The following is a 20978-nucleotide window of genomic DNA, read 5'->3' on the forward strand; positions in this document are numbered from 1 at the left end:
GTTACATGACAGCATCCAGTACGGCTTCACACCTATCACTACGGAATGATTCAATCTTCCGCCTGTTCATTCGCTATACCATGCCTACCATTGCTGCCATGTTGGTCACTGGGATCTATGTGGCCATTGACGGCATGTTTGTCGGCCATTTCATCGGCGAAAATGGCCTAGCCGGTATCATGCTAGGTTACCCTCTAGGTTCGATTCTCTATGCTGTTGGTGCATTGATTGGCATGGGGGCATCGGCGTTAGTCTCCATTCGACTTGGCGAAGGCCGTACCAACAAGGCGCGAACGATCGTCGGCAACGCCCTGTCCCTCAGCCTGGTTACTGCGCTGGTGGTCTGTAGCTTAGGGATTGCCTATAGCGAGGCAATATTAATCTGGCTGGGGGCGGAAGGAGAAATCCTGCAGATGGCCTCTGACTATCTGTTTTGGTACTTCGCCTTAGGCGTTTTCCCCGTTATTTCAATGGCCTTCTCATCGCTGTTGCGTAATGACGGCCAGCCAAACCGGGTAACGCTGATCATGATTTTCGGCGGCGTACTCAATGTCGTGCTCGACTGGCTGTTTATTGTGGTCTTCCCGTTTGAGCTCACAGGTGCAGCTATTGCGACCATGCTCTCCCAGGCTGCAACCTGTCTGCTATGTTTGCAGCACTTCTTCGGCCCTAAAACCGATCTACGTATTCACTGGGATACGCTCAAGCTAAAGTGGGATACGGTAACTCAAATCTTCCGCCTGGGGTTTTCCAGCTTATTGATGTACCTCTACCTGTCCGTTGTACTAACCCTGCATAACAAAGCCTTTCTTTGGGTAGGTGATGCCCTTCATGTTGCCGCATATGGTATCGTCAGCTACACCGAAGCTTTTTTCTACCTGACTTTTGAAGGCATCGCATTAGGCATCCAGCCTATTACCAGCTATAACACTGGCGCAGGACAAACCGAGCGCGTCATACGCGCCCGAAACCTGGCTTTTATGGTGACGTTGCTAGTCGCACTCAGCGGTGTTGTTATGTTATACAGCTTCCCGGAGTATGTGGTGTATCTGTTTGCCGGAGACAACCCCACTCTACAGCCAGAGGCCATTAACGGGATGCGACTTTATTTCTGGGGGCTTCCAATGGAAGGGCTATTGCTTGTCGGCGCAACCTACTTTCAGTCCATCAATCGGGCCAAAGAAGCATCAATACTGACTGGTGGCAAACTAATACTCATCACGCTGTTCATCTTTACCCTTGCTGAAGTTGCCGGGGTTAATGGTGTATGGATTGCCTTACCTTTATGCAGCTCAGTCCTCACAACCTGGATGCTTTTTGCATTGCGCCGGGCATAGACAAATACGCACATTCGCGGACAAAACACGCAGTGCAAACGTTTAACAGCGCCTATTGGCGCTGTTTTATTATACAAAACAAAATTGGAACAAGAGCAAAAGAGTGACACTGATCACATTTGTATCGCATATTATGCAATACTGATTTTCAAGGCATGATCAGAGGGTATCATCTGCCTATCGTTATCGTTTTTTGGTAGTCATCGATGTTTAAAAAAACACTTCTTGCCGTTTCCTTGGCAGCAACTTCAATTGCCAGCACTTCTGCTTTCGCTTTGGAAAAAGTAGACCTTCTCATCAAAAATGCAACTGTCCTGACTATGGATCAGGAAAAAACTGTCTTCGACAACGGTCTGGTTGCAGTTAAAGAGAATAAGATCTTCGCCGTCACTGATGGTTCTGACGTGAAAGATTACCTAGCCGCAAAAACGATTGATGCCAATGGCGATATTGTCATGCCGGGACTTATCAATACCCACACCCATGTTTCGATGACGGTTTTCCGCTCAATGGCGGACGATGTACCCGATCGTCTGCACCGCTACATCTTCCCGCTAGAGAAAAAGCTGGTTTCTCGTGACATGGTTCGCATCGGCGCCCAGCTAGGTAACGTTGAAATGCTCAAAGGCGGGGTCACAACCTACGCCGATATGTATTACTTCGAAGATGAAGTTGCCAAGACAGTCGATGAAATTGGTATGCGTGCCGTACTGGGCGAAACGGTTATCAAGTTCCCAGTTGCCGATGCTGCCAATGCCGACGAGGGTATAAAATACGCGGTGAACTTTATTGAACAATATAAAGACCACCCGCGCATTACTCCGGCTTTTGCTCCTCATGCACCATACACCAACACCACAGAAACCCTGCAAAAAATCACTAAGTTATCACTAGAACACGATGTACCTGTGATGATCCACTTGGCTGAATCAGAGCGTGAGAACCAGGTTATTGCTGAACGTAGCGGTGGCAAAACGCCTGTTGGTTACATGGCCGATATCGGCGCACTGACCCCAAATCTTGTTGGTGCCCATGTGATCAACGTTGACGACAATGATATCGCCCTGCTGAAAAAGCACAATGTCGGTATTGCGCACAATATGAGCGCCAACATCAAGTCAGCCAAAGGCGTCTCGCCAGCTCTGAAAATGTTCGATGACGGCCTTCGTATCGGCCTGGGTACAGACGGCCCAATGTCTGGTAATACAATCAGCACCATCGATGAATTTAACCAAGTGGCTAAAGTGCATAAGCTAGTTAACAAAGACCGTGCAGCTATGCCGCCAATGAAAGTGATTGAAATGGCCACCATCGGTGCGGCCCGTGCCCTGCATATGGAAGACACTATCGGCTCGCTAGAAACGGGGAAACTGGCAGACATCATTGTTGTCGATACCACAGCACCAAACATGGTACCGGTTTATAACCCATATTCTGCCTTGGTTTACTCGGCATACGCGACCAACGTCAAACACACTATCGTTGATGGCAAAGTACTGATGAAAGATCGCAACATGCTAACTGTCGACGAAGATGCTATTCGTGAAGAAGCATTGAAATTTGCCGACAAAGTGCGCAAAACTGTTGTTGAAAGTGGTGAAGTCGTTCAATAAGGCTCTACGTTGGACTCAAATTAAAAAAAGGCGAACCTAATGGTTCGCCTTTTTTATTATCAAATATCGCAAAATTTCAGATTAATTTGATATATACGGACTTTTACACGGACTGTCAGCTTGCGAAAAAATACGATGCAATCATCGGTTCAATCGCCACTGTCAATAACAAGTTGCGGGACAAAACCCTGTTAGAATATTTAATTAATTCGATAGAAATGAAATTAACTGAAGTCTCGTACTCTGATTTAATTGAAGTGCTTTTTCAACAAAATGACAAGGAGCATATCCCACTGAGGCTGAGCTAGAAATCATGCGATTAAGAGAGGTTACCGAAAAATAACTCTCAATTTATACTATTACTTGGTTAGTCAATAATGGTAAAAGTAAAAATAGTGCTTGAGTTGATTTATAACGCCATGCAGTGAATATAGAGTCGTTATCTGTATTGCAATAATATTGCGACAAAATTCTAATGTCGTCTACACTTGCGTTAAAGGGCCGCAGTTCTTCCCCCCTCCCTAATCGCTGGAAAGGAAGCCAGTATGCACCAAGCTCTCGACAAGGAAAACAACCGACAAGGATTACCGTCTGCCGGAACGACTCCTAAATACATATCAAATCGGGAAACTAGGACAATAACTAGCTTTCCGATCAAGTGGCTAGCTACTGGATTAACATTCTCAGCCGTTGTATTGTTAGCCATGCTTTGGTCCGCGTACGATTCGTTTCGAAATATCACAACGGAACAACTGCGCAATTTGCGACTTCAGGAGCTAAGTGGGCAAATCATTCACCTGGATGAAGTACTAACTATGTCCGCCCACATGGCGGTCGCTACAGGAGACTTAAAGTGGGAACAGCGTTACCGTCAGGCAGAGCCGCAACTTGAAACGGCTATCAAAACCTCGGTGCAACTTGCGAGCCTGTCCGAAAGTGCTGAGGCGCCCAAACAAACGGACGCTGCCAATCTCAAATTAGTTGACATGGAAAATCAGGCCTTCACGCTGGTCCGAGCCGGACAGGCCGACTTGGCAAATTCGATATTATTTGGCGAAGCATATACAACACAAAAAGAAATCTATGCTGAGGGGATACACTCGCTTGTAAATAATATTCAGGAAGATCTCTCTAAGAACCTGCGCGCCAAACGTAATCAAGCTTTTTTTATTATCAGTGCTACATTATTGTCAATCGTTTTGTTATTTATCACCTGGCTCTTGGTTTGGGGTAAGCTTCACCGTTGGCGTACCGATCAAGCCACCAACGTCGCTGCGCTTGAAAAAGCAGAAAATACGCTCCAAATCTACAATGACGAATTAGAAAAACGCGTAAAGGAACGAACCAAGGAGCTGTCCGACGCGAACATAATCGTTCAGAATAGCCCGACGATCCTTTATCGTCTTCGTGGAGAACCTTCGTTTCCGTTGATGTATATTTCGTCCAATATCGCAAAATACGGTCACGATGCTGCCCAACTTATAGCCTCAAATAACTGGGCGAACGAGATCATCCACCCCGATGATCAGGACAAAGTCGGTACTACAATGGCGCGAACATTGGCGAAGGACGCCCAAGACGACTCAATCGCGTTCCGCCTGTGTACGGGTGATGGTACTTTCCGGTGGGTCGAGACTAGATATATACTTATTCGCAACAAAAAGGGAAGACTAATAGAGATCGAAGGGATCATCTTTGACATCACTGAACGCACGTTAGCTGAAAGAAAATTACGAGACTATAACAGTAAGCTCGTATCAAGTAACAGAGCGTTGAAAATTGCTCAAGAGCAGTTGATCCATTCAGCCAAAATGGCTTCAATCGGTCAAATCACTGCAGGCTTAGCGCATGAAATAAATCAGCCTCTTGGTGCTATTCATCTTAACACTGAATTAATTCATACAATTGCCAATGAAGAAAACTATATACAAAAGGATGAATTGACACCGATTTATAACAAAATACACCATCAAATAACCAGAATTAATAAACTCATTCAGCACATGAGAATCTTTTGTCGAGACGGTAAACTCTTAGAATTAGAAGAAACAGATATTAGAAGTTTAATTGATGATTCTCTGGTTTTGTTTTTACAACGCTTTCAGTTGAATAATATACAACTAGTGAAAGAGTTCACATCAGATATACCTGAGATTGAATGTAACAAAATTAATATAGAGCAAGTATTGACAAACTTATTAATGAATGCAGAGCATGCTCTGGCCTATTCTGTTAGAAAAGCAATCATATTACGAGTTTATGTCAAAGAGAACTGTGTTGTTGTCGAGGTTGAAGATAATGGGAGCGGAATTTCCAAAGAAAACCTGAATAAAATATTTGATCCTTTCTTTACGACGAAAAAGACAGGAGAGGGAACCGGACTTGGCATGTCTATCAGTTATGGCATTATCCAGTCCCATAATGGCAATTTAACAGTAAAAAGTGAAGTCGGCAAAGGAACCACCTTTACGCTTTCGCTGCCAATTAAACAGGGCCAGATAGTCAAATTAGACGAACCAGCAAGCCTGCAAGGAATAAGCAGGTGAAAGTGATATGGGTAGATGATGATCAAGATTTCAATGATGCGATATACCAAGACCTTACCAGAAAAGGATTTGAAGTCCACGCCGCCTTCGACGGGATACAAGGCTTACAAAAATTGGCACCACTTCCTGTAATCCCGGATGTGTGCATAAGCCGGTACGGATAAATCCAGCTGATAGTAGTGATAGTGCAACATCGCTATCACCACCAGACGCCAATAACGCTCTACCATCTTCTTTTTGAGCTGGCAGCCTGATGGAAACTAATCCAGAATAAATAGTCTGGATACCCCTTAGGAATAGATGTGAGGACTTGATACAGAAAGATTCTCTCTAGGTCTTGTAGTTGTATGAATAGAAAACTATCCATAACCTCATTCTTCTTATTGGCTCTTTTTATCTTAGGGGCCTGTAGTTCCATTCCAAAGCCACTTGTGGATAGTCCGCTTTTCGGTGAGCATGTGTTCACTACAGTTGATTCAGAGATTGCTCGTTACTATCTTGAGAGTTACCTGCAAGGAAGGATCAGTAACCGGGAAGTGGATGAAAGAATTTCCAGCCTTTACAAACAATACAGGAACGCCATACCATCGCGCGAAGAGCTGAAAGAAATCTCTCAAGAGTATTCCGTCGACTTCGCCTCTCTATTCTTTGCTGATCTTCTTTTAAAGAATGAATGTAACGATAATCTAAATAAATCATTTATGTTCCATCTAGAAAGCCCAACTACTGCTGGTTTAAATATTTCTGCATATCAGTTGCTTTTTGTACCAGGCTGGGACTACGCAGAGAGTGGACATTTAACCGGTGCGGATTTCGAAAAACCACGAGCACTGGCCACTAAGCTAGGAATTGAAAATTATTTAGTTGAGCTGCCACCGACAGGTTCTGTAGAACAAAATGCAGAGTTCCTAGCAAGAGAAATTATAAATCACAATCGCGCAGGGAAAGGAATAATTCTTGCCGGTGCGAGTTCGGCTGGCCCCGCCATTCATCTCGCTCTTGGTGAGTTGCTTGGCGAAAAAGAGAGAGAATCCGTGAAGGCTTGGCTTAATCTCGGTGGAATACTACAAGGTAGCCCTCTTATTGACTACTTCCAAAGGTGGCCTCAACGCTGGATTTTTAATATTGCAGTTAGGGACAAAGGTTGGGATAAAGAGGCCATTTTAAGTATGGGGACGAACCTTAGCAGAAGCCGTTTCTCTCGCCTAAAAATAGAACCCGACCTTTTAATCATTAACTACTTGGGTATTCCTCTGTCAGGGCAACTTAGCAAATACTCTAAAGAGAAATACCCATTGTTGAAGCCAGAGGGGCCCAATGATGGGCTTACTTTGCTTACCGATGCGATTGCACCAAATAGCATGACGATTGTTGCTCTAGGTAGCGATCACTATTTCGCTGAAGACCCTGAAATAGATAATAAAACAGTCGCTCTAATGGCACTAATAATTACATACTTAGATAAAGGCATAACAAGCTGCTAGGTGTAGACGATCTCTACATTAAACAATCAATTCATGAAGGAAAATCTCTCCCGCACCAGGCCTTTTCGTTCAGATTGGTTTAATGTCGATGGGATGTTTTTTGAACAACATCACAGAACGCACGCTCGAGATCGAGCATTATATCACCATCAAATGCTCGAACGAACACAAAACAGAAGAAAGGTCATTTTTACCATTACTATGATGAAGCACAGAAGTTGTAAATGTTTAATCTCTTCAAGCCAATTTTAAATCATTGGACTACACATATGAATGTTATAAAAGTTGTAAACAATATAGCAAGGATAATGCTTCTTGGTGGAATATTAATCTCAATACATTTCTACCATAACCCTAAAATGGTGATGATAAGCTCTCTAACATCGTTAATTGGAATATTGGTATTGAAAGTAATGAGTATCACGCTTAATCGTGACTTATTGGTTCTAGAGATTGCTGAGTCAACTGAGCGCTCATTTCTAATGGAAATTAAGAAGCGCGTTGAAAATGGAAAACCATTCGATGATGAACTCATCAACCTATGTGGAAATGCCACCAATGAGGCAGAAACCAAATATAAAGCTATTCATAAATTAAATAGATCTGTTTAAACCGCTTGTCGCAAGAATCTGGTCTAAATTTAGGCTCTCTCTTTACTTTTGGTCACCACTTGGCGCTGTTTAATACAATTTTAGGTAGTTATGAGGTTGAAATGGATTATCAAAAGTTCCAAGATTTAATTAAAAATGCATTATCTGATGGTGATACATTTCATTATCCAGGTGGTGGCACGTCGAAAGTGAAGAAAGTATTAACCTATAAAGTTGGTTATAAAAGATCTACGTCGACAATATACCTTTCTATACCAGATATGTTTTCTACCTTTACTGAATTTTCAGGCTCGAGTATCACAACCAATGACTTAAAACGATTTATGCCGGAAGTTTATGATTCAAAAGCTCTACCTGCGGGGCATTCATGTAATTGCACTTTTTTCTTTATGGTTATGAATAGTGTTGGTTTGGCGGAAAAAATTATGGGTAAAGGTGTAAGAGGGAATCCTTTTGGTATAATGCTTAAGTAATGAGTTTCATCGAAGAATTAAACAGGAGAGGCATACTTAAGAAACCATCGATCCTGTTAATTACACCACAGAGCAACCCCAAGCCAAATTCAGCGCCTATAAAATCATCATTGACGATTGGGTCAGTTCGACAACCTTTTAGGGCTATCGAACTGGGAACAACTTTTCGCGCTTGCTGCCTTTTTTGTATTTACCTCAAGCCTAATACTCAAGCTTATACCCGGCGCCATACACAGAATGAATCAGCTCGTGATCGGGCTGAACCTCGGTAAACTTCTTTCGCAATTTCTTGATATGGCTATCGATAGTACGCTCGCTGACAATCCTGTTGTCCCGGTAGATGGCTTCCATCAGCTGCGCTCTGGAATACACCCGCCCCGGCGAGGCGGCTAGAATATCTAGCATGGCAAATTCAACGGCCGTTAAGTCAAGATCGCACCCTTTTAGCTGTGCTTTAAAACGCGACTTATCCAGCTGTAACACAGCATCCTGCTGGGAAGAAGCTGAGTCTGGCTGAAAGTTATCTGGAATAACGGCATGTCGCCGCAAAACAGCCTTCACCCGGGCGACAACCTCACGCAAACTACAAGGCTTACAGATATAGTCATCGGCACCAATCTCGAGCCCAATTAGCCTATCTATTTCATCCACTTTCGCGGTTACCATGATTATCGGCACATTAGAGAATGTTCTAATTTCCCGACATATCGCAACACCATCTTTACCCGGCAGCATGCAATCTAGCAAAACTAGTGCTGGTTCATTTGCCCTTACCCAGTCAACAACCTGCAAGCCTTCATGCAATGCACTTGTCTGATATCCAGATGCCTTTAGGTAATCTTCTGTCAATGCGGCCAGCTGCACTTCATCTTCGACAACTAAAATATGTTCCATCACACTTTTACTCCCAAGTGATCACGACTTTCATACTCACCCCACCCAGCGTTGAATGCGATGCTGACAGTGTCATGCCGTGCGCCTCAGCGATGCTATGACAAATAGACAAACCCAACCCTGCCCCTCCGGTTGTATTTCGATGTCGAGACGGGTCAACACGATAGAGCCGCTCAAATACCTGCTCCAGATCGCTGTCAGACAAGCCAGGGGATGAATCATTAAACTCTATAACTAACTTATTATCTTTCGTAGCAGCACATACGACTTCAAGTTCGCCGCCAATGTCTGTGTATTTCAATGAATTCTTCAGTAAATTCGAAAATAGCTGTTGGATCCGGATCTGATCCAGGTTCAGTGTCAGCGCTTTCATCTTCCGGCAATCACCATCGAAAATCAGTGCTAAGTTCAACTCTTTCTCATCAAAGGCATCACGATACAAGTCGACACATTGCTCAAGCAGGGCAACTGGCGACGCTTTGTATTTGCTATAGCTCAGCGCACCGATATCACTCATTGACAACTCATAGAGATCATTGACCAAGTGTGATAAATGAGTCACGTTATGATGTAGCGACTTAATCGTAGAATCGCTGTTTTCTCGCACACCATCCTGCACCGCTTCAACTTCAGCCTGCATAATAGCAAGTGGGTTACGCAGCTCATGTGATATATCCGCAATCCACTGCTGGCGCGCTTGTTGATTACGCTCCAACACGCTAGCCAAATGGTTAATATCACTCGCAAGTTGCCCCAGCTCATCTTTGCGCTCGATCGTCACCCGGGTACCGTAAGTGCCCTGAGCCAACTGCCTCACTCCATTATTGAACACTTCGATGGTCTTTATCAGTGAACTGGCCCAAGGGTAGGCAACAGCCAATGTAATACCGCAGGAAATAGCCCATATCCAGAGCAAGCTGTAGTTGAACTCTTCGACAAATTGGACTTCTGTCGCCTCCACTAAACTTTTCTGTGGAATATGACCCAAATAGGCAATGAGCTTGTCTTGGTGATAAATAGGATACAACACTTCATCGGGATGATGAGGGGGACCGATTATCCGGTTTTTATCTGCATCCAATAGCATTACACGATGCTCAAACTCCATCTGGCTACCACCAGCGCGCCCGGGAGGCCCAGGAGGTCTTGGCGGTGGAAAGTCCTGGCCAGAAAGATCACCAGGAGGACCAGGCCTAAACTCTCCATCTTGAAAACGGGGAGGCGGCGGACGGCGTTCACCAAATCCTGGTGGCCCAGGCCGACCAGGCCTTTCATTCTGCTCAAAACTATACTCAGACACCGGGCGGTCCCACTGTTCGGAGCCTTCAGGGTAAGTCGAGTTAACCAGGCTTGGCCACCAGCGATGAGGGTTGCTTCCGTTTTCTAAATAACCCGGTAAGTTCTGCTCTAGCAACACTGTGAGCTGCTCTACCCTAGCCTGCTCTTCGCTGTTTACATAGCGAAGAAAGCCCTTGTCCATGGTGACCTTGGTCAATAGTATTAGCGTGACAGAGCCAATTAAAGTAGTGGCCACTATCATGACGATCGCCTTAAACCGTATATGGCTTTGCGCACCGCTTGCCAATTTTCGTAATATCGCTTCCATTCTATTGATGATAAACCCCATCCTAACCAACAAACCACCGGCTCCAGCAAGGAGACTAGTATAAAGCCAAATCACCGCAAAGAAGACATATAATAAAGAGGTTCAGCTGGCAGCTACCTCGCTAATAGTAAATAAAATATGTTCGCTTTTTCCTCTTTTGGGACTTGATCCCATCTTGGATAGCGACATAAAGCAATGCCATAAAGCTAACAGCAAAAGTTACCGTCAGGATAATTTCGTCTAAAAACCAAGAGGATAGCAGGCAAACCAAAGATAATAGCAAGGCAAAGTACTTAGGCATCATCTCATCCTTACGAAAGTTTGAGTTCAAGCAATCAGGCCAAATTGCAACCTAGCGCATACTGTTATTCTGTTGGGAAAAGAAATTTTCATAAAGCGTTCTTTTTCTATTTGGCTTCTCATAGTAATTCTTTGATGTAGCATCTAGAATAAATGCAACTATCACTAAAAAAAAACCAAATACGGCATAAATAATCATCCATATGTCTTCTAGCCTTACCGCCAGATAGATGTTGAAAAAAGCTACTGCAATTGCAATATACTTAGTCATTGTGCTTCCTTACCAACAGGCTTCGCCTGCTCTTATTTAGTTAGTTGAAAATATCCAAGTAACTTACAGCAGATCATATTTCTAGGTTGCTACCTTAAAAGCCGCTAGAAATCGATTCTATTACTCATATGAACAACACTGTCATTGTGTTATCGATTGGCTGTTATATTAAGAAGAAAGTGAGGATGAATTAGGGATGAAATGTGCAATAAAAATGGAAATAGAGTAAAAATTTACGGTTATGGCCACAAAAAAACGCCAGCCCTAATGGCTGGCGTTTTCTCAACAACAGGAATAACTTAAATCACGCCCAGCTCACGCAGGCGCTCCATCAGGTAGCTGTTTGCCGTATGGCGCTCTGACAGAACCACTTCCGGTTTCGGGTGCAGAAACAGCGGCAGCGAGATACGAGCCTTTGTCTTATCAGCACCTTCAGGGTTAATCACACGGTGGGTTGTAGAAGGGAAATAACCCCCTGACGCTTCCTGCAGCATGTCTCCGATATTGATGATCAGGTTGCCGAAGTCACAAGGCACATCCAGCCAGTCACCTTCTTTGCTCTTCACCTGTAGTCCAGGCTCATTTGCCGCCGGCAAAACAGTTAGCAGGTTGATATCTTCATGTGCGCCGGCACGGATAGCCCCCAGCTCTTCATCACCTTTTAGCGGCGGGTAATGCAGTACACGTAACAGAGTTTGGGAGCTGCCATCAATCATGCTTGAAAGCGACTGTGAATAGAGTTTGGAAACATCTGCCGGTGAGTGCTTTTCTACCCATGAAAGCAACTCTGATGCTAACTTGTTCGCTTCTTCGTAGTAATTCTGAAGCTCGGCTTTCAGTGCTTCAGGGCACTGGCCCCACGGGTAATAGTGGAAATATTCCTTGATGTCTTTTTTGGTATGACCCTTAGCGACTTCAGATACTTCTGATGGGAAGAAACCATCTTGGGTCTCAACGTTAAAGCGGAAGTTACCCTTCTCATCGCTGTTGAAAAACTCGCTCCAGTTTTCATAAATTGAGCTAACCAATTTCTGCTGGATCGGGTGGTTTTTCAGGACACCAAAACCGGTATTGCGCAGTGACTCGACAAATAATTCTTCGGCGTTTTCTGCGGTATAATCGACTGCTTCCAATTTCATAGTACTTCTTCTTTGACTGACTGGTTGTTATTGACTGAAACTTTCTTCTGATCGATTTTCATGGGCATGACATGAACACTTCGTGGACATATCATGAACAATGAAATCGTTATTATTAGAGCGGATTTTATGGGTTACGGGGGCCTGTAACAAGATCGAAACATAACATATGTGGAAACACTCAGTTTACAACAGGAAACAATGAATCGATTGCCCAACCGTTTGCGCGCCATTTCATACAGGTGTAGTTTTGAGCTTTAGTAGACTGAAGCATTTTCCGATCTCTTGATACTGGATAGCCTATAGAGTAGATGCATATTAATTCTTGCAACGATAAAAGCCTTATTGGACAAATTACCAATATGATGTCATGTTCAGAAATTTCGGTTTTGACTAATTTCATTATCTAGATAATGGAAATCTAGCTTTCTTATTTATCAATCACACAAATTTTATTTTTAGGCACTGCTTACACTCCTGACTCTTTATCAATAAATAATCTAAACTGAATGCATAACAAATCAAACCAATTCTTTTGGAATATAAAACTTCTGCTAACAGGTTGATTAAACACAGTACAAAACATTGTTCAGTTATAAAAAACATATCGATAGACGAGCTATAAGTTGACTAAATAAAATCATTAACAGGAGATGAAAAGTCAACCGTTACGATTAAAACAGACACTAACTGCAACTATTTCCAGCGCTCCAGTTATTAATATTACCCGATATTATGCTTAACCGACCTTAATAGCTTATGACTATTGAATCTATAGATATCACCTATTTTATTAATTACCCTTCAGAATATAGAGTGCCCCCGAAACACGTTAATTCTAACAGGTAATAATAGAATGAAATTTAAACAAAAATTCTTGGTAGTCGCTCTTAGCATGGCAACGGCTTTTAACATCAATGCCGAAACTCTAACTCGCGATAATGGTGCAGCTGTCGGGGATAACCAAAACTCTATCACCGCGGGCAGTCAAGGCAGTGTTTTATTAGAAGATGTACAACTTATTCAAAAACTACAGCGCTTTGCCCGCGAACGTATTCCTGAGCGGGTTGTACATGCACGAGGCACTGGCGCACATGGTACCTTTGTTGCCACTACGGATTTCAGCAACATCACAAGTGCTGATCCTTTTGTGAGCAAAGGAAAAGAAACACCTGTTTTTGTTCGTTTTTCATCTGTTGTCCATGGTAAAGGCAGCCCTGAAACGCTGCGTGATCCACGAGGTTTTGCAACTAAATTCTATACCGCTGAAGGTAACTGGGATCTAGTGGGTAATAATTTACCGGTATTCTTTATTCGTGATGCAATTAAGTTCCCGGATATGGTGCACTCATTGAAACCATCACCTGTAAGAAACATTCAAGATCCGAACCGTTTCTTTGACTTTTTCTCTCATGAACCTGGCGCTACTCACATGCTGACTTGGGTGTACAGTGACCATGGTACACCTGCCAGCTACCGCGAGATGGATGGTTTTGGTGTTCATGCTTATAAAATGATCAACGACAAAGGTGAAGTGAACTACGTTAAGTTCCACTGGAAGAGCCGTCAAGGTATTGAGAACCTCGACAGCAATCAGCTTGCTGAGGTTCAATCTAAAGACTTCCAGCACATGACAAGAGATCTGTATGACAACATTGCTATGGGTAACTTCCCTCAGTGGGATCTATACATTAAAGTCATGAAACCAAGTGACTTAAATAACCACGACTACAACCCGCTTGATGCAACTAAAATATGGTCTGATATCAGCGAAACCAAAGTGGGGACGATGACACTAAACCGCATGCCTGATAACTTCTTCCAGGAAAGCGAACAAGTTGCAATGGCCCCTGCTAACTTGATCCCTGGCATCGAACCATCTGAAGATAGATTGCTACAGGGACGGGTATTCTCTTATGCCGATACTCAAATGTACCGTCTAGGTGCCAACCACCAGCAATTACCAATTAACCAACCAAAAATCAAAGTGGTTAATTACAACCAAGACGGTACTGCTAACTATGGTAATACTCGCTCTGATATAAACTATCAACCAAGTCACGATCTTGTGTCAGAAGATAGCAAAGCACGACATAGTAATACGAAATTAACAGGTACAGTCCAGCAGGCAAGTATTGATAAACAGTTGAACTTCGCCCAGGCAGGTGAACTATACCGTAGCTTTACCAAGAGTGAGCAGAACAACTTAATTTCTAATTTAGCTGGAGATCTAGGTGCAGTAAAAGATGTAAAAACTAAACATAAGATCCTCAGCTTTACTTATAAAGCAGATAAGGATTATGGCACCCGCCTTACTAAAGCGGTTAACGGTGATATTGATGAAGTAAAGCGTATTGCAGCCACTCACTAAACTTACCTGATAATAAATAAAACTAATGCGATAGTTCTTCTATCGCATTAGTTCATATTAAGGTTCTTCAGATGTCAATTGTTATTAAGAAATTTATCCAACCTCTAGCTATTGTATCCATGGCCTTGGCTTTACTATTACCTAAAGCCAATGCTAGTACTCATACAATTGAAACAGCTGAGCATAATTCACAAAATGAGATAAGGGCTTATTTCCATGCTGCTGCTCGCACTAGCGAAATTGAAGTATTAGAAGCCTTTTTGACGGCAGGAATGCCAATAGAAGCAAAAAATCAGAAAGGTTATACCGCATTAATGATTGCCAGTTACAACGGCAGATTAAATGCCGTTAATAAGCTCTTAGAATATGGCGCAAATGCCTGTGCACAGGACAACAAAGGTAATACCGCTTTAATGGCCGCAATTTTTAAGGGCGAATTAAAAATTGCCCACCTGTTGCTAAATACCGATTGCGATACTAATCAGCAAAATAATGCTGGCCAAACTGCCTTAATGTACTCAACCTTATTTGGCCGTACTGAGCTAACACAATTGCTGATTTCACGAGGTGCAGAGCTTACTCTTGAAGATAAAAGCGGTAACTCGGCACAAAGAATTAAATCTCAGCAATAATCTATCTGACAAAGTAGCTTTTGCTTTGTTATGGTCCCTAGTCAAGTAGTGCTATTACATACCTTCCATTACAGAAAAAAAAGAGCCATGCTACGCACGGCTCTTCTCTCAATAGACACTGCTATTTTTTCGCCCGGATCACCAAGGTTATTCCTTCCACCGCCACGACTTCTACTAGCGTGCCAGCTTCAATAGGCTGCTCTGTTTTTGCCAACCACGAGGTATCTCCCAGCTTAATACGTCCCTGTGCGACAGGTAGGGCCTGATCCAATATGCATGTTTGTCCTATCATTTGCTCTGTTCGCTGATTGAGCGTTCTATCTTGATCATCAACACGATCTCTCTTGTGCTGATACCGCCACCAAAGCCAGGTAGCAAAAAGCGAGAACACCGCGAAGGTCAGCCATTGCAAAGACCAGCTCATCGGTATAACCGACAATATCGCCCCAACGAGTAACGCCGATACGCCCAGCCAGAGCAGATACCCGGCAGTACCCAATAGTTCAAGTAGCAATAGCGCAAGACCTAACGCTATCCAATTCCAGAAATTCATTTGCTCTAGCAGTGTTATCATACCTTTGTTCCTTTACTTACCGATTCACCCTGCTTGGACTGGCTAAGTAGCTCTGCAATACCTGCAACCGATCCCATCAGGCCCGTCGCTTCAAGTGGTAACATTATAATTTTACCATTTTCGGCCTGACCTATCGATTTGAGCGCGTCGGTATAGCCTTGTGCAATAAAATAATTGACAGCCTGTACGTCACCTTGGGCAATTGCATCCGATACCATAGTGGTTGCACGCGCCTCAGCTTCAGCTGCACGTTCACGGGCTTCTGCCTGAAGAATTGCAGCCTGCTTATCCCCTTCTGCACGTAAGATCTCCGACTGTTTATGGCCTTCGGCACGTAGGATCTCAGCCTGTCGTACACCTTCGGCCTCTAAAACCTCGGCTCGTTTGTTACGCTCGGCTTTCATTTGTGCGTTCATTGCCGCTGTCAAATCTGCTGGCGGCTGAACATCACGAATCTCTATACGGGTAACTTTCACTCCCCATGGATTGGTCGCCTGATCGACAATCGTCAGTAACTGACTATTAATCCTGTCACGCTGTGACAGCATTTCATCAAGCTCCATCGAACCTAGCACGGTACGGATATTGGTCAGGGTAAGGTTGCGGATCGCATGCTCAAGGTCATTAACCTCGTAGGCTGCTTTCGCAGCATCAACAACCTGAACGAAACAGACCGCATCAATCATGACATTGGCATTATCACGTGAAATAACTTCCTGCGCCGGAACATCAAGCACCCTCTCCATCATATTAATTTTATTACCAATACGATCAATAAAAGGCACGATAAGATTTAATCCGGGCCGGAGTGTCTTGGTATAGCGACCAAACCGCTCTACGGTCCACTCATTGCCCTGAGCAACTGTTTTTACCCCGGAGGCAATAAACACAATTGCAACAACAATAAAGACTCCAACTGTTACTAACGTATCGTATGGCATTACTTGCTCCTTAACAAACACCGTTCATTAACTAGGAGAATACCTTAACCTATTGAATATTCATACTGTCTAATATTGACTTAGCTCGAGATAAGGTGACATTTAACATACAACAAGACCTAGTTTCAGTTCCTACTATGAAACAAACAAAGAACCTTAAATACCCTAATAAAAAAACATCCGCTATTGCGGATGCTTTAGCTTACTTCTTAAAAGCTTAGGTTCTGAACTGGCCAATCAATCGCTCCAACGCTTTACATTGCTTGGCCAAGGATTCAAAGGCTTGTTCAGCCGTTTGAACCTTGCAGACCATTTCCTGACTTTGACCTGCAATTTTCTGAACATTGCTATTGATATCTTCACTAACCTGGCTTTGCTGTGCCGCAGCCGCCGCTATCTATAAGTTCATTTCACTAATGATGTTAATTGAATGGCTAATGGTATCTATCGACTCGTTGGCAGTATTAGCATGCTCAACAGTACTTGTGCCGCTTTCACGGCTACTATCCATTGCTTGTACCGCTTCACGGGCACCTTGCTGGAGCCGCTCAATCATAACTTGGATCTCGCCAGTGCTATCTTGAGTTTTACTCGCCAGCGTGCGGACTTCATCAGCTACAACCGCAAAGCCTCTTCCTTGTTCACCAGCACGTGCGGCTTCAATCGCAGCATTCAATGCAAGCAAATTAGTTTGATCCGCAATACCTCGAATTACATCTAGTATGGAAACGATATTGCCAACATCACGCTCAAGGTGACTAATCACAACACTTGATGATTCAATCTCGTCTGCCAGCTGATGGATAGACAACACAGCACTCGCCAATATCCCCTTGGCTGTTTCTGATTCCGAGCTAGCATTTTTGCTTGCCTGGGCAGCTTCATTGGCATGTTGGCTAACATTATCACTAGTGGCACTCATTTCATGAACAGCCGTTGCAACGTGCGAGCTCTCCTCTTGCTGGCTCGTTGCATTAACCAACACTCCCTCTGTCTCTTTCTGTATTTGCTGTGTTTCAACTTGCACGGCTTCCATTGTCAACGCAACTTCTGCTACCGTTCGGTGAATCTTAGAGACAAACTCATTAAATGATCTAGCTAGCTGACCAATTTCATCATTGCTTTCAACCACTATTCGCTGGGTAAGATCGCCTTCTCCTGTTGCTATATCATCCATTGCTCTCGACAAGCGTTTTAACGGAGCTATAAGTAATCCCGACATCAACCAGGCAATCAACAGAGAAGCAATAATCGCAACAACAATGCCCACTTCAAGAATAACAGTTGCCTGTTGCACCTCTTCATCAACTTGAGCCTTCAACGTGTTCTGTGCCAGTTGTATTTCTCTTCTAAGATCAAGGAACAAACTTCGTAATTTTTCAAAGTCCCGATCCATCTGCACACGATTATTCTGATAATAAATGGTGGCATAATCCGGGTGTTCGACGATCGTTTGATAATGGCTAACCCAATTTAGGTATGCAGCCTCCAAATTTTGTAATCTCTGCTTGTTGCCTTTATCAATAAAACCAATATCAATTAAGCGCTTTGCTGAAAGCAATCGAGGTAATACCTTCGTTGCATTATCTTGGAATTCATCCTGATGATAACGAAGCTGATCCGGTTTACCGTCTGCAAGAATGACTCCCTGACCAGCCGTAATAACTTGGTAAATATCACGGTACCCATCTTCTAGTTGTTCCAAAACAGGTTGCATTTCATCAGTAAGGATCGCCCCTACCCTAGCCTGATCTTTTGAAACGATGGCAATAAGAGCAAACAGCGCCGTGAACAAACAAATCACGAATACAATAGGAACGACAAATTTCAACCGAAACGATATATTTTTTAACCACAACATTTTATTTTCCCTGAGCATATTAATGCTGTAAAAATAAGAGACACAATAACGATTATAACCATCACCGCTAGCCACATAACACGCAACACCATGATTAATATACTTAAATTGAATTACGGCGACTTATTTTAGATGATAAATTAAATATTGAGCCAATAATGACTCATAGTAAAAACTCATATTTAACGAAGTGAAACCTTATTTATCTCATCGCAACACATCAATAAGCTAGACACTAATAACGACCAATCTAACCTGATCAGTACTATCGCAAAAAAGATCGAAGTGGATATAACCTAGAGCATAAAAAGAGCGCTCTAATTATTGAGCGTAAAACAAGCAAATCTCCATTAACAGCAAATAATCGTCACCAAGACGTCAAATCACTGACACATTCAATAAAATTCATTATTTATCAAAAGATTAAGTTGGTGACTAATTCTTTTAACCAAACAACTTTGCGGGCCATTAATTGCTCAAAAGCTGTCATAATTAACACTATCAATCAAAAAGCCATTAATATATTGATATGCAATATCATAATGTGCTTTCATTAGCCGATTTTATAACAAGGTACCTCTAAATAAGTACCGACCATTTCAGGCTCAATTAGAATGTCAGCAAGCAACATTTTTTCAAATCCCAATGAAATTACCTTTCCTGAAGGCGAACAACTTGTCTCTACTACCAACTTAAAAGGTGTGATCACCTACTGTAACCCCTCTTTTTGCCGGGTTGCAGGCTACAGTGAACATGAGCTAATCGGCCAGAACCACAATATTATCCGTCACCCTGATATGCCTAAAGCAGCGTTCGCCGATTTATGGGCCTGTTTACGTGATGGCAAAGCGTGGCGTGGTATTGTTAAAAACCAAGCTAAGAGTGGTGGCTATTACTGGGTCGATGCCTATGTCACGCCAATTTATGAAAATGGGCAAATCACTGGCTATCAATCAGTTCGCGTTAAACCTAAATCACAATGGGTTCAAGTTGCTACCAAAGCCTATCAGCAGCTGTTGAAAGCTGAGCAACGTGGGCGAAAAGCGGCTTTTTCTCTTCCTGGCAGCCTTAAATATTGTGCATTGGCAGCTGCATGCGCATTACCAGCCGCGACAAGCTTGCTTAATGATGGTATCAACCTACAAAACGCACTTATGCTTGCGCCATTGGCTGTTATCGGGCTCCTGTTCCGACAGGAGCTATTTGATACCCCGCTACGCCTTAAAGAATTACAGCAACGCTATGACAGTATCAGCCGACTCATTTTTTCTGGCAGTGATAAGTTCTCTGTTGCTGATTACCGACTAAAAATGGCCTCAGCGCGTATTCGTACCGTATTAGGAAGAATGACTGATTCAGCAGCACCTCTTCATGATCTTGCGGATCAGCTTAGTGATTCAGCCAACCGGGTTAACCAAGCCATTTCAACCCAGAACAGCAATATTCACCGCGTCGCTAACGCGATGAACGATATCGCTGATTCAGCGCGCTCTGTCGCCTCGCACGCCGGTGACAGCGACACACTATTAGGTGAAACCCGTACTCATTGCGATCAAACCCGAGTACAGCTGGACTCAACTCAAAGCAGCCTACAGACCTTATCGGCACAAGCTGAACAAGCTACAGCTGCAACCCACCAGCTAAGTAGTGAAGCCAGCAATGTCAGTACCGTGATGTCGGAAATCAGTGGCATTGCCGATCAAACAAACCTACTGGCACTCAACGCAGCCATCGAGGCCGCCCGCGCAGGTGAGCACGGACGCGGTTTTGCGGTTGTCGCTGACGAGGTACGTGCCCTGTCATCACGAACCCAAACGGCAACAGAACAAATCCAATCTAGCATCGAGCAAATGATGGCAACGATTAACGACTGGCAGTCGCTGATTGAAAACAACCGAGATAAAACCAACGAGTGCGTCGACATTGCAGCCAAAGGAGCTGAATGCCTAGAGCTGGTTGAAGAAAAAATGCAGGCAATCAATCAACTTGTCGGCCAGGTATCATCATCGGCCTCAGAACAAGAGCGCTTATCTGAGCAAACGAGCCAACATATCCATGCGATTGCTGAAGCCTCCCAGCAAAACCTCAATGAAGTCGAACAAGTAGAACAAAGCAGTACCGTACTTAAAAACAAAGTCGATGACTTTCACCACCTTGCAGCACGTTTCGAAGAGAAGTAGCTAACTCTGCTGCCATAACGCAATTCAACACGTTGTGGCAGCAACGCTTTTCAAGTCAGTTAGATCCCCCGCCACTAATTCAAATTTTTTGTATCGCTCAGCTACAGTCCCGCTCTCAGGTACGCTATTATCGCTGTTCAATTAT

At 43.5% G+C, this 20978-nt stretch carries 16 protein-coding genes; 9 read left to right on the plus strand and 7 right to left on the minus strand.

The annotated features are described in order from the left end of the window. The first annotated feature begins 5 nt into the window (after positions 1 to 5). The 6 genes from AC51G0_RS19255 (at position 6) to AC51G0_RS19280 (ending at position 8064) form a co-directional block, all read left to right on the plus strand. The gene (locus tag AC51G0_RS19255; protein ID WP_496303265.1) at positions 6 to 1337 is read left to right on the plus strand and encodes an MATE family efflux transporter; all 1332 of its coding nucleotides are present in this window, start codon (positions 6 to 8) and stop codon (positions 1335 to 1337) included. 206 nt (positions 1338 to 1543) lie between these two features. Beyond that, positions 1544 to 2950, plus strand: coding sequence for an amidohydrolase (locus AC51G0_RS19260; RefSeq protein WP_496303266.1), 1407 nt, complete (start codon positions 1544 to 1546; stop codon positions 2948 to 2950). 545 nt (positions 2951 to 3495) lie between these two features. Then, positions 3496 to 5496, plus strand: coding sequence for a PAS domain-containing sensor histidine kinase (locus AC51G0_RS19265; protein ID WP_496303267.1), 2001 nt, complete (start codon positions 3496 to 3498; stop codon positions 5494 to 5496). 347 nt (positions 5497 to 5843) lie between these two features. Then, positions 5844 to 6980: a hypothetical protein gene (locus tag AC51G0_RS19270; RefSeq protein WP_496303268.1), complete on the plus strand. Its 1137-nt coding sequence runs from the start codon at positions 5844 to 5846 to the stop codon at positions 6978 to 6980. A 269-nt stretch (positions 6981 to 7249) separates the two neighbouring features. Next, a complete protein-coding gene (locus AC51G0_RS19275; RefSeq protein ID WP_496303269.1) occupies positions 7250 to 7591 on the plus strand; it encodes a hypothetical protein in 342 nt (113 codons plus the stop codon). A 5-nt stretch (positions 7592 to 7596) separates the two neighbouring features. Continuing rightward, positions 7597 to 8064, plus strand: a complete 468-nt coding sequence (locus AC51G0_RS19280) for a hypothetical protein (RefSeq protein ID WP_496303270.1) — start codon at positions 7597 to 7599, stop codon at positions 8062 to 8064. A gap of 201 nt (positions 8065 to 8265) precedes the next feature. Here AC51G0_RS19280 and AC51G0_RS19285 read toward each other — a convergent pair whose 3' ends face one another. The 4 genes from AC51G0_RS19285 to AC51G0_RS19300 form a co-directional block, all read right to left on the minus strand. After that, positions 8266 to 8958 carry a response regulator gene (locus tag AC51G0_RS19285; RefSeq protein WP_496303271.1) on the minus strand — a complete coding sequence of 231 codons (693 nt, stop codon included), beginning with the start codon at positions 8956 to 8958 and terminating at the stop codon, positions 8266 to 8268. 7 nt (positions 8959 to 8965) lie between these two features. Then, positions 8966 to 10498, minus strand: coding sequence for an ATP-binding protein (locus tag AC51G0_RS19290; protein ID WP_496303272.1), 1533 nt, complete (start codon positions 10496 to 10498; stop codon positions 8966 to 8968). Between the two features lie 418 nt (positions 10499 to 10916). Next, positions 10917 to 11135, minus strand: a complete 219-nt coding sequence (locus AC51G0_RS19295) for a hypothetical protein (RefSeq protein WP_496303273.1) — start codon at positions 11133 to 11135, stop codon at positions 10917 to 10919. Between the two features lie 299 nt (positions 11136 to 11434). Further along, entirely contained in the window at positions 11435 to 12274 is an 840-nt protein-coding gene (locus tag AC51G0_RS19300) for a 2OG-Fe(II) oxygenase family protein (protein WP_496303274.1), read from the minus strand. 856 nt (positions 12275 to 13130) lie between these two features. On the opposite strand from AC51G0_RS19300, the gene AC51G0_RS19305 reads away from it, so the two are divergent. Together AC51G0_RS19305 and AC51G0_RS19310 are read left to right on the plus strand one after the other, a co-directional pair. After that, positions 13131 to 14645, plus strand: a complete 1515-nt coding sequence (locus AC51G0_RS19305) for a catalase (RefSeq protein ID WP_496303275.1) — start codon at positions 13131 to 13133, stop codon at positions 14643 to 14645. Between the two features lie 71 nt (positions 14646 to 14716). Further along, positions 14717 to 15277: an ankyrin repeat domain-containing protein gene (locus AC51G0_RS19310; RefSeq protein WP_496303276.1), complete on the plus strand. Its 561-nt coding sequence runs from the start codon at positions 14717 to 14719 to the stop codon at positions 15275 to 15277. Positions 15278 to 15398: 121 nt separating this feature from the next. Here the strand turns inward: AC51G0_RS19310 and AC51G0_RS19315 are convergent, their stop codons facing one another. The 3 genes from AC51G0_RS19315 to AC51G0_RS19325 all read right to left on the minus strand — a co-directional run bounded on the left by AC51G0_RS19315 (position 15399) and on the right by AC51G0_RS19325 (position 18653). Beyond that, positions 15399 to 15851: an NfeD family protein gene (locus AC51G0_RS19315; RefSeq protein ID WP_496303277.1), complete on the minus strand. Its 453-nt coding sequence runs from the start codon at positions 15849 to 15851 to the stop codon at positions 15399 to 15401. Next, positions 15848 to 16792: an SPFH domain-containing protein gene (locus AC51G0_RS19320; protein ID WP_496303278.1), complete on the minus strand. Its 945-nt coding sequence runs from the start codon at positions 16790 to 16792 to the stop codon at positions 15848 to 15850. The genes AC51G0_RS19315 and AC51G0_RS19320 overlap by 4 nt, the downstream gene beginning before the upstream one ends. Before the next feature lie 397 nt (positions 16793 to 17189). Beyond that, positions 17190 to 18653, minus strand: coding sequence for a methyl-accepting chemotaxis protein (locus AC51G0_RS19325; RefSeq protein WP_496303279.1), 1464 nt, complete (start codon positions 18651 to 18653; stop codon positions 17190 to 17192). Between the two features lie 614 nt (positions 18654 to 19267). Between AC51G0_RS19325 and AC51G0_RS19330 the strand changes: the two genes are divergently transcribed. Then, positions 19268 to 20833, plus strand: coding sequence for a methyl-accepting chemotaxis protein (locus AC51G0_RS19330; RefSeq protein WP_496303280.1), 1566 nt, complete (start codon positions 19268 to 19270; stop codon positions 20831 to 20833). Positions 20834 to 20978 lie beyond the last annotated feature (145 nt).

It is taken from the genome of Photobacterium sp. HL06 (assembly GCF_059552575.1).

What these genes read in the sequence shown, in the direction of transcription:
- AC51G0_RS19330 (WP_496303280.1), top strand. Translation starts at nt 19,268, where the DNA reads ATGTCAGCAAGCAACATTTTTTCAAATCCCAATGAAATTACCTTTCCT.
- AC51G0_RS19275 (WP_496303269.1), top strand. Translation starts at nt 7,250, where the DNA reads ATGAATGTTATAAAAGTTGTAAACAATATAGCAAGGATAATGCTTCTT.
- AC51G0_RS19320 (WP_496303278.1), bottom strand. Translation starts at nt 16,792, where the DNA reads ATGCCATACGATACGTTAGTAACAGTTGGAGTCTTTATTGTTGTTGCA.
- AC51G0_RS19305 (WP_496303275.1), top strand. Translation starts at nt 13,131, where the DNA reads ATGAAATTTAAACAAAAATTCTTGGTAGTCGCTCTTAGCATGGCAACG.
- AC51G0_RS19295 (WP_496303273.1), bottom strand. Translation starts at nt 11,135, where the DNA reads ATGACTAAGTATATTGCAATTGCAGTAGCTTTTTTCAACATCTATCTG.
- AC51G0_RS19290 (WP_496303272.1), bottom strand. Translation starts at nt 10,498, where the DNA reads ATGATAGTGGCCACTACTTTAATTGGCTCTGTCACGCTAATACTATTG.
- AC51G0_RS19265 (WP_496303267.1), top strand. Translation starts at nt 3,496, where the DNA reads ATGCACCAAGCTCTCGACAAGGAAAACAACCGACAAGGATTACCGTCT.
- AC51G0_RS19325 (WP_496303279.1), bottom strand. Translation starts at nt 18,653, where the DNA reads ATGTTGTGGTTAAAAAATATATCGTTTCGGTTGAAATTTGTCGTTCCT.
- AC51G0_RS19315 (WP_496303277.1), bottom strand. Translation starts at nt 15,851, where the DNA reads ATGATAACACTGCTAGAGCAAATGAATTTCTGGAATTGGATAGCGTTA.
- AC51G0_RS19285 (WP_496303271.1), bottom strand. Translation starts at nt 8,958, where the DNA reads ATGGAACATATTTTAGTTGTCGAAGATGAAGTGCAGCTGGCCGCATTG.
- AC51G0_RS19310 (WP_496303276.1), top strand. Translation starts at nt 14,717, where the DNA reads ATGTCAATTGTTATTAAGAAATTTATCCAACCTCTAGCTATTGTATCC.
- AC51G0_RS19260 (WP_496303266.1), top strand. Translation starts at nt 1,544, where the DNA reads ATGTTTAAAAAAACACTTCTTGCCGTTTCCTTGGCAGCAACTTCAATT.
- AC51G0_RS19300 (WP_496303274.1), bottom strand. Translation starts at nt 12,274, where the DNA reads ATGAAATTGGAAGCAGTCGATTATACCGCAGAAAACGCCGAAGAATTA.
- AC51G0_RS19270 (WP_496303268.1), top strand. Translation starts at nt 5,844, where the DNA reads ATGAATAGAAAACTATCCATAACCTCATTCTTCTTATTGGCTCTTTTT.
- AC51G0_RS19255 (WP_496303265.1), top strand. Translation starts at nt 6, where the DNA reads ATGACAGCATCCAGTACGGCTTCACACCTATCACTACGGAATGATTCA.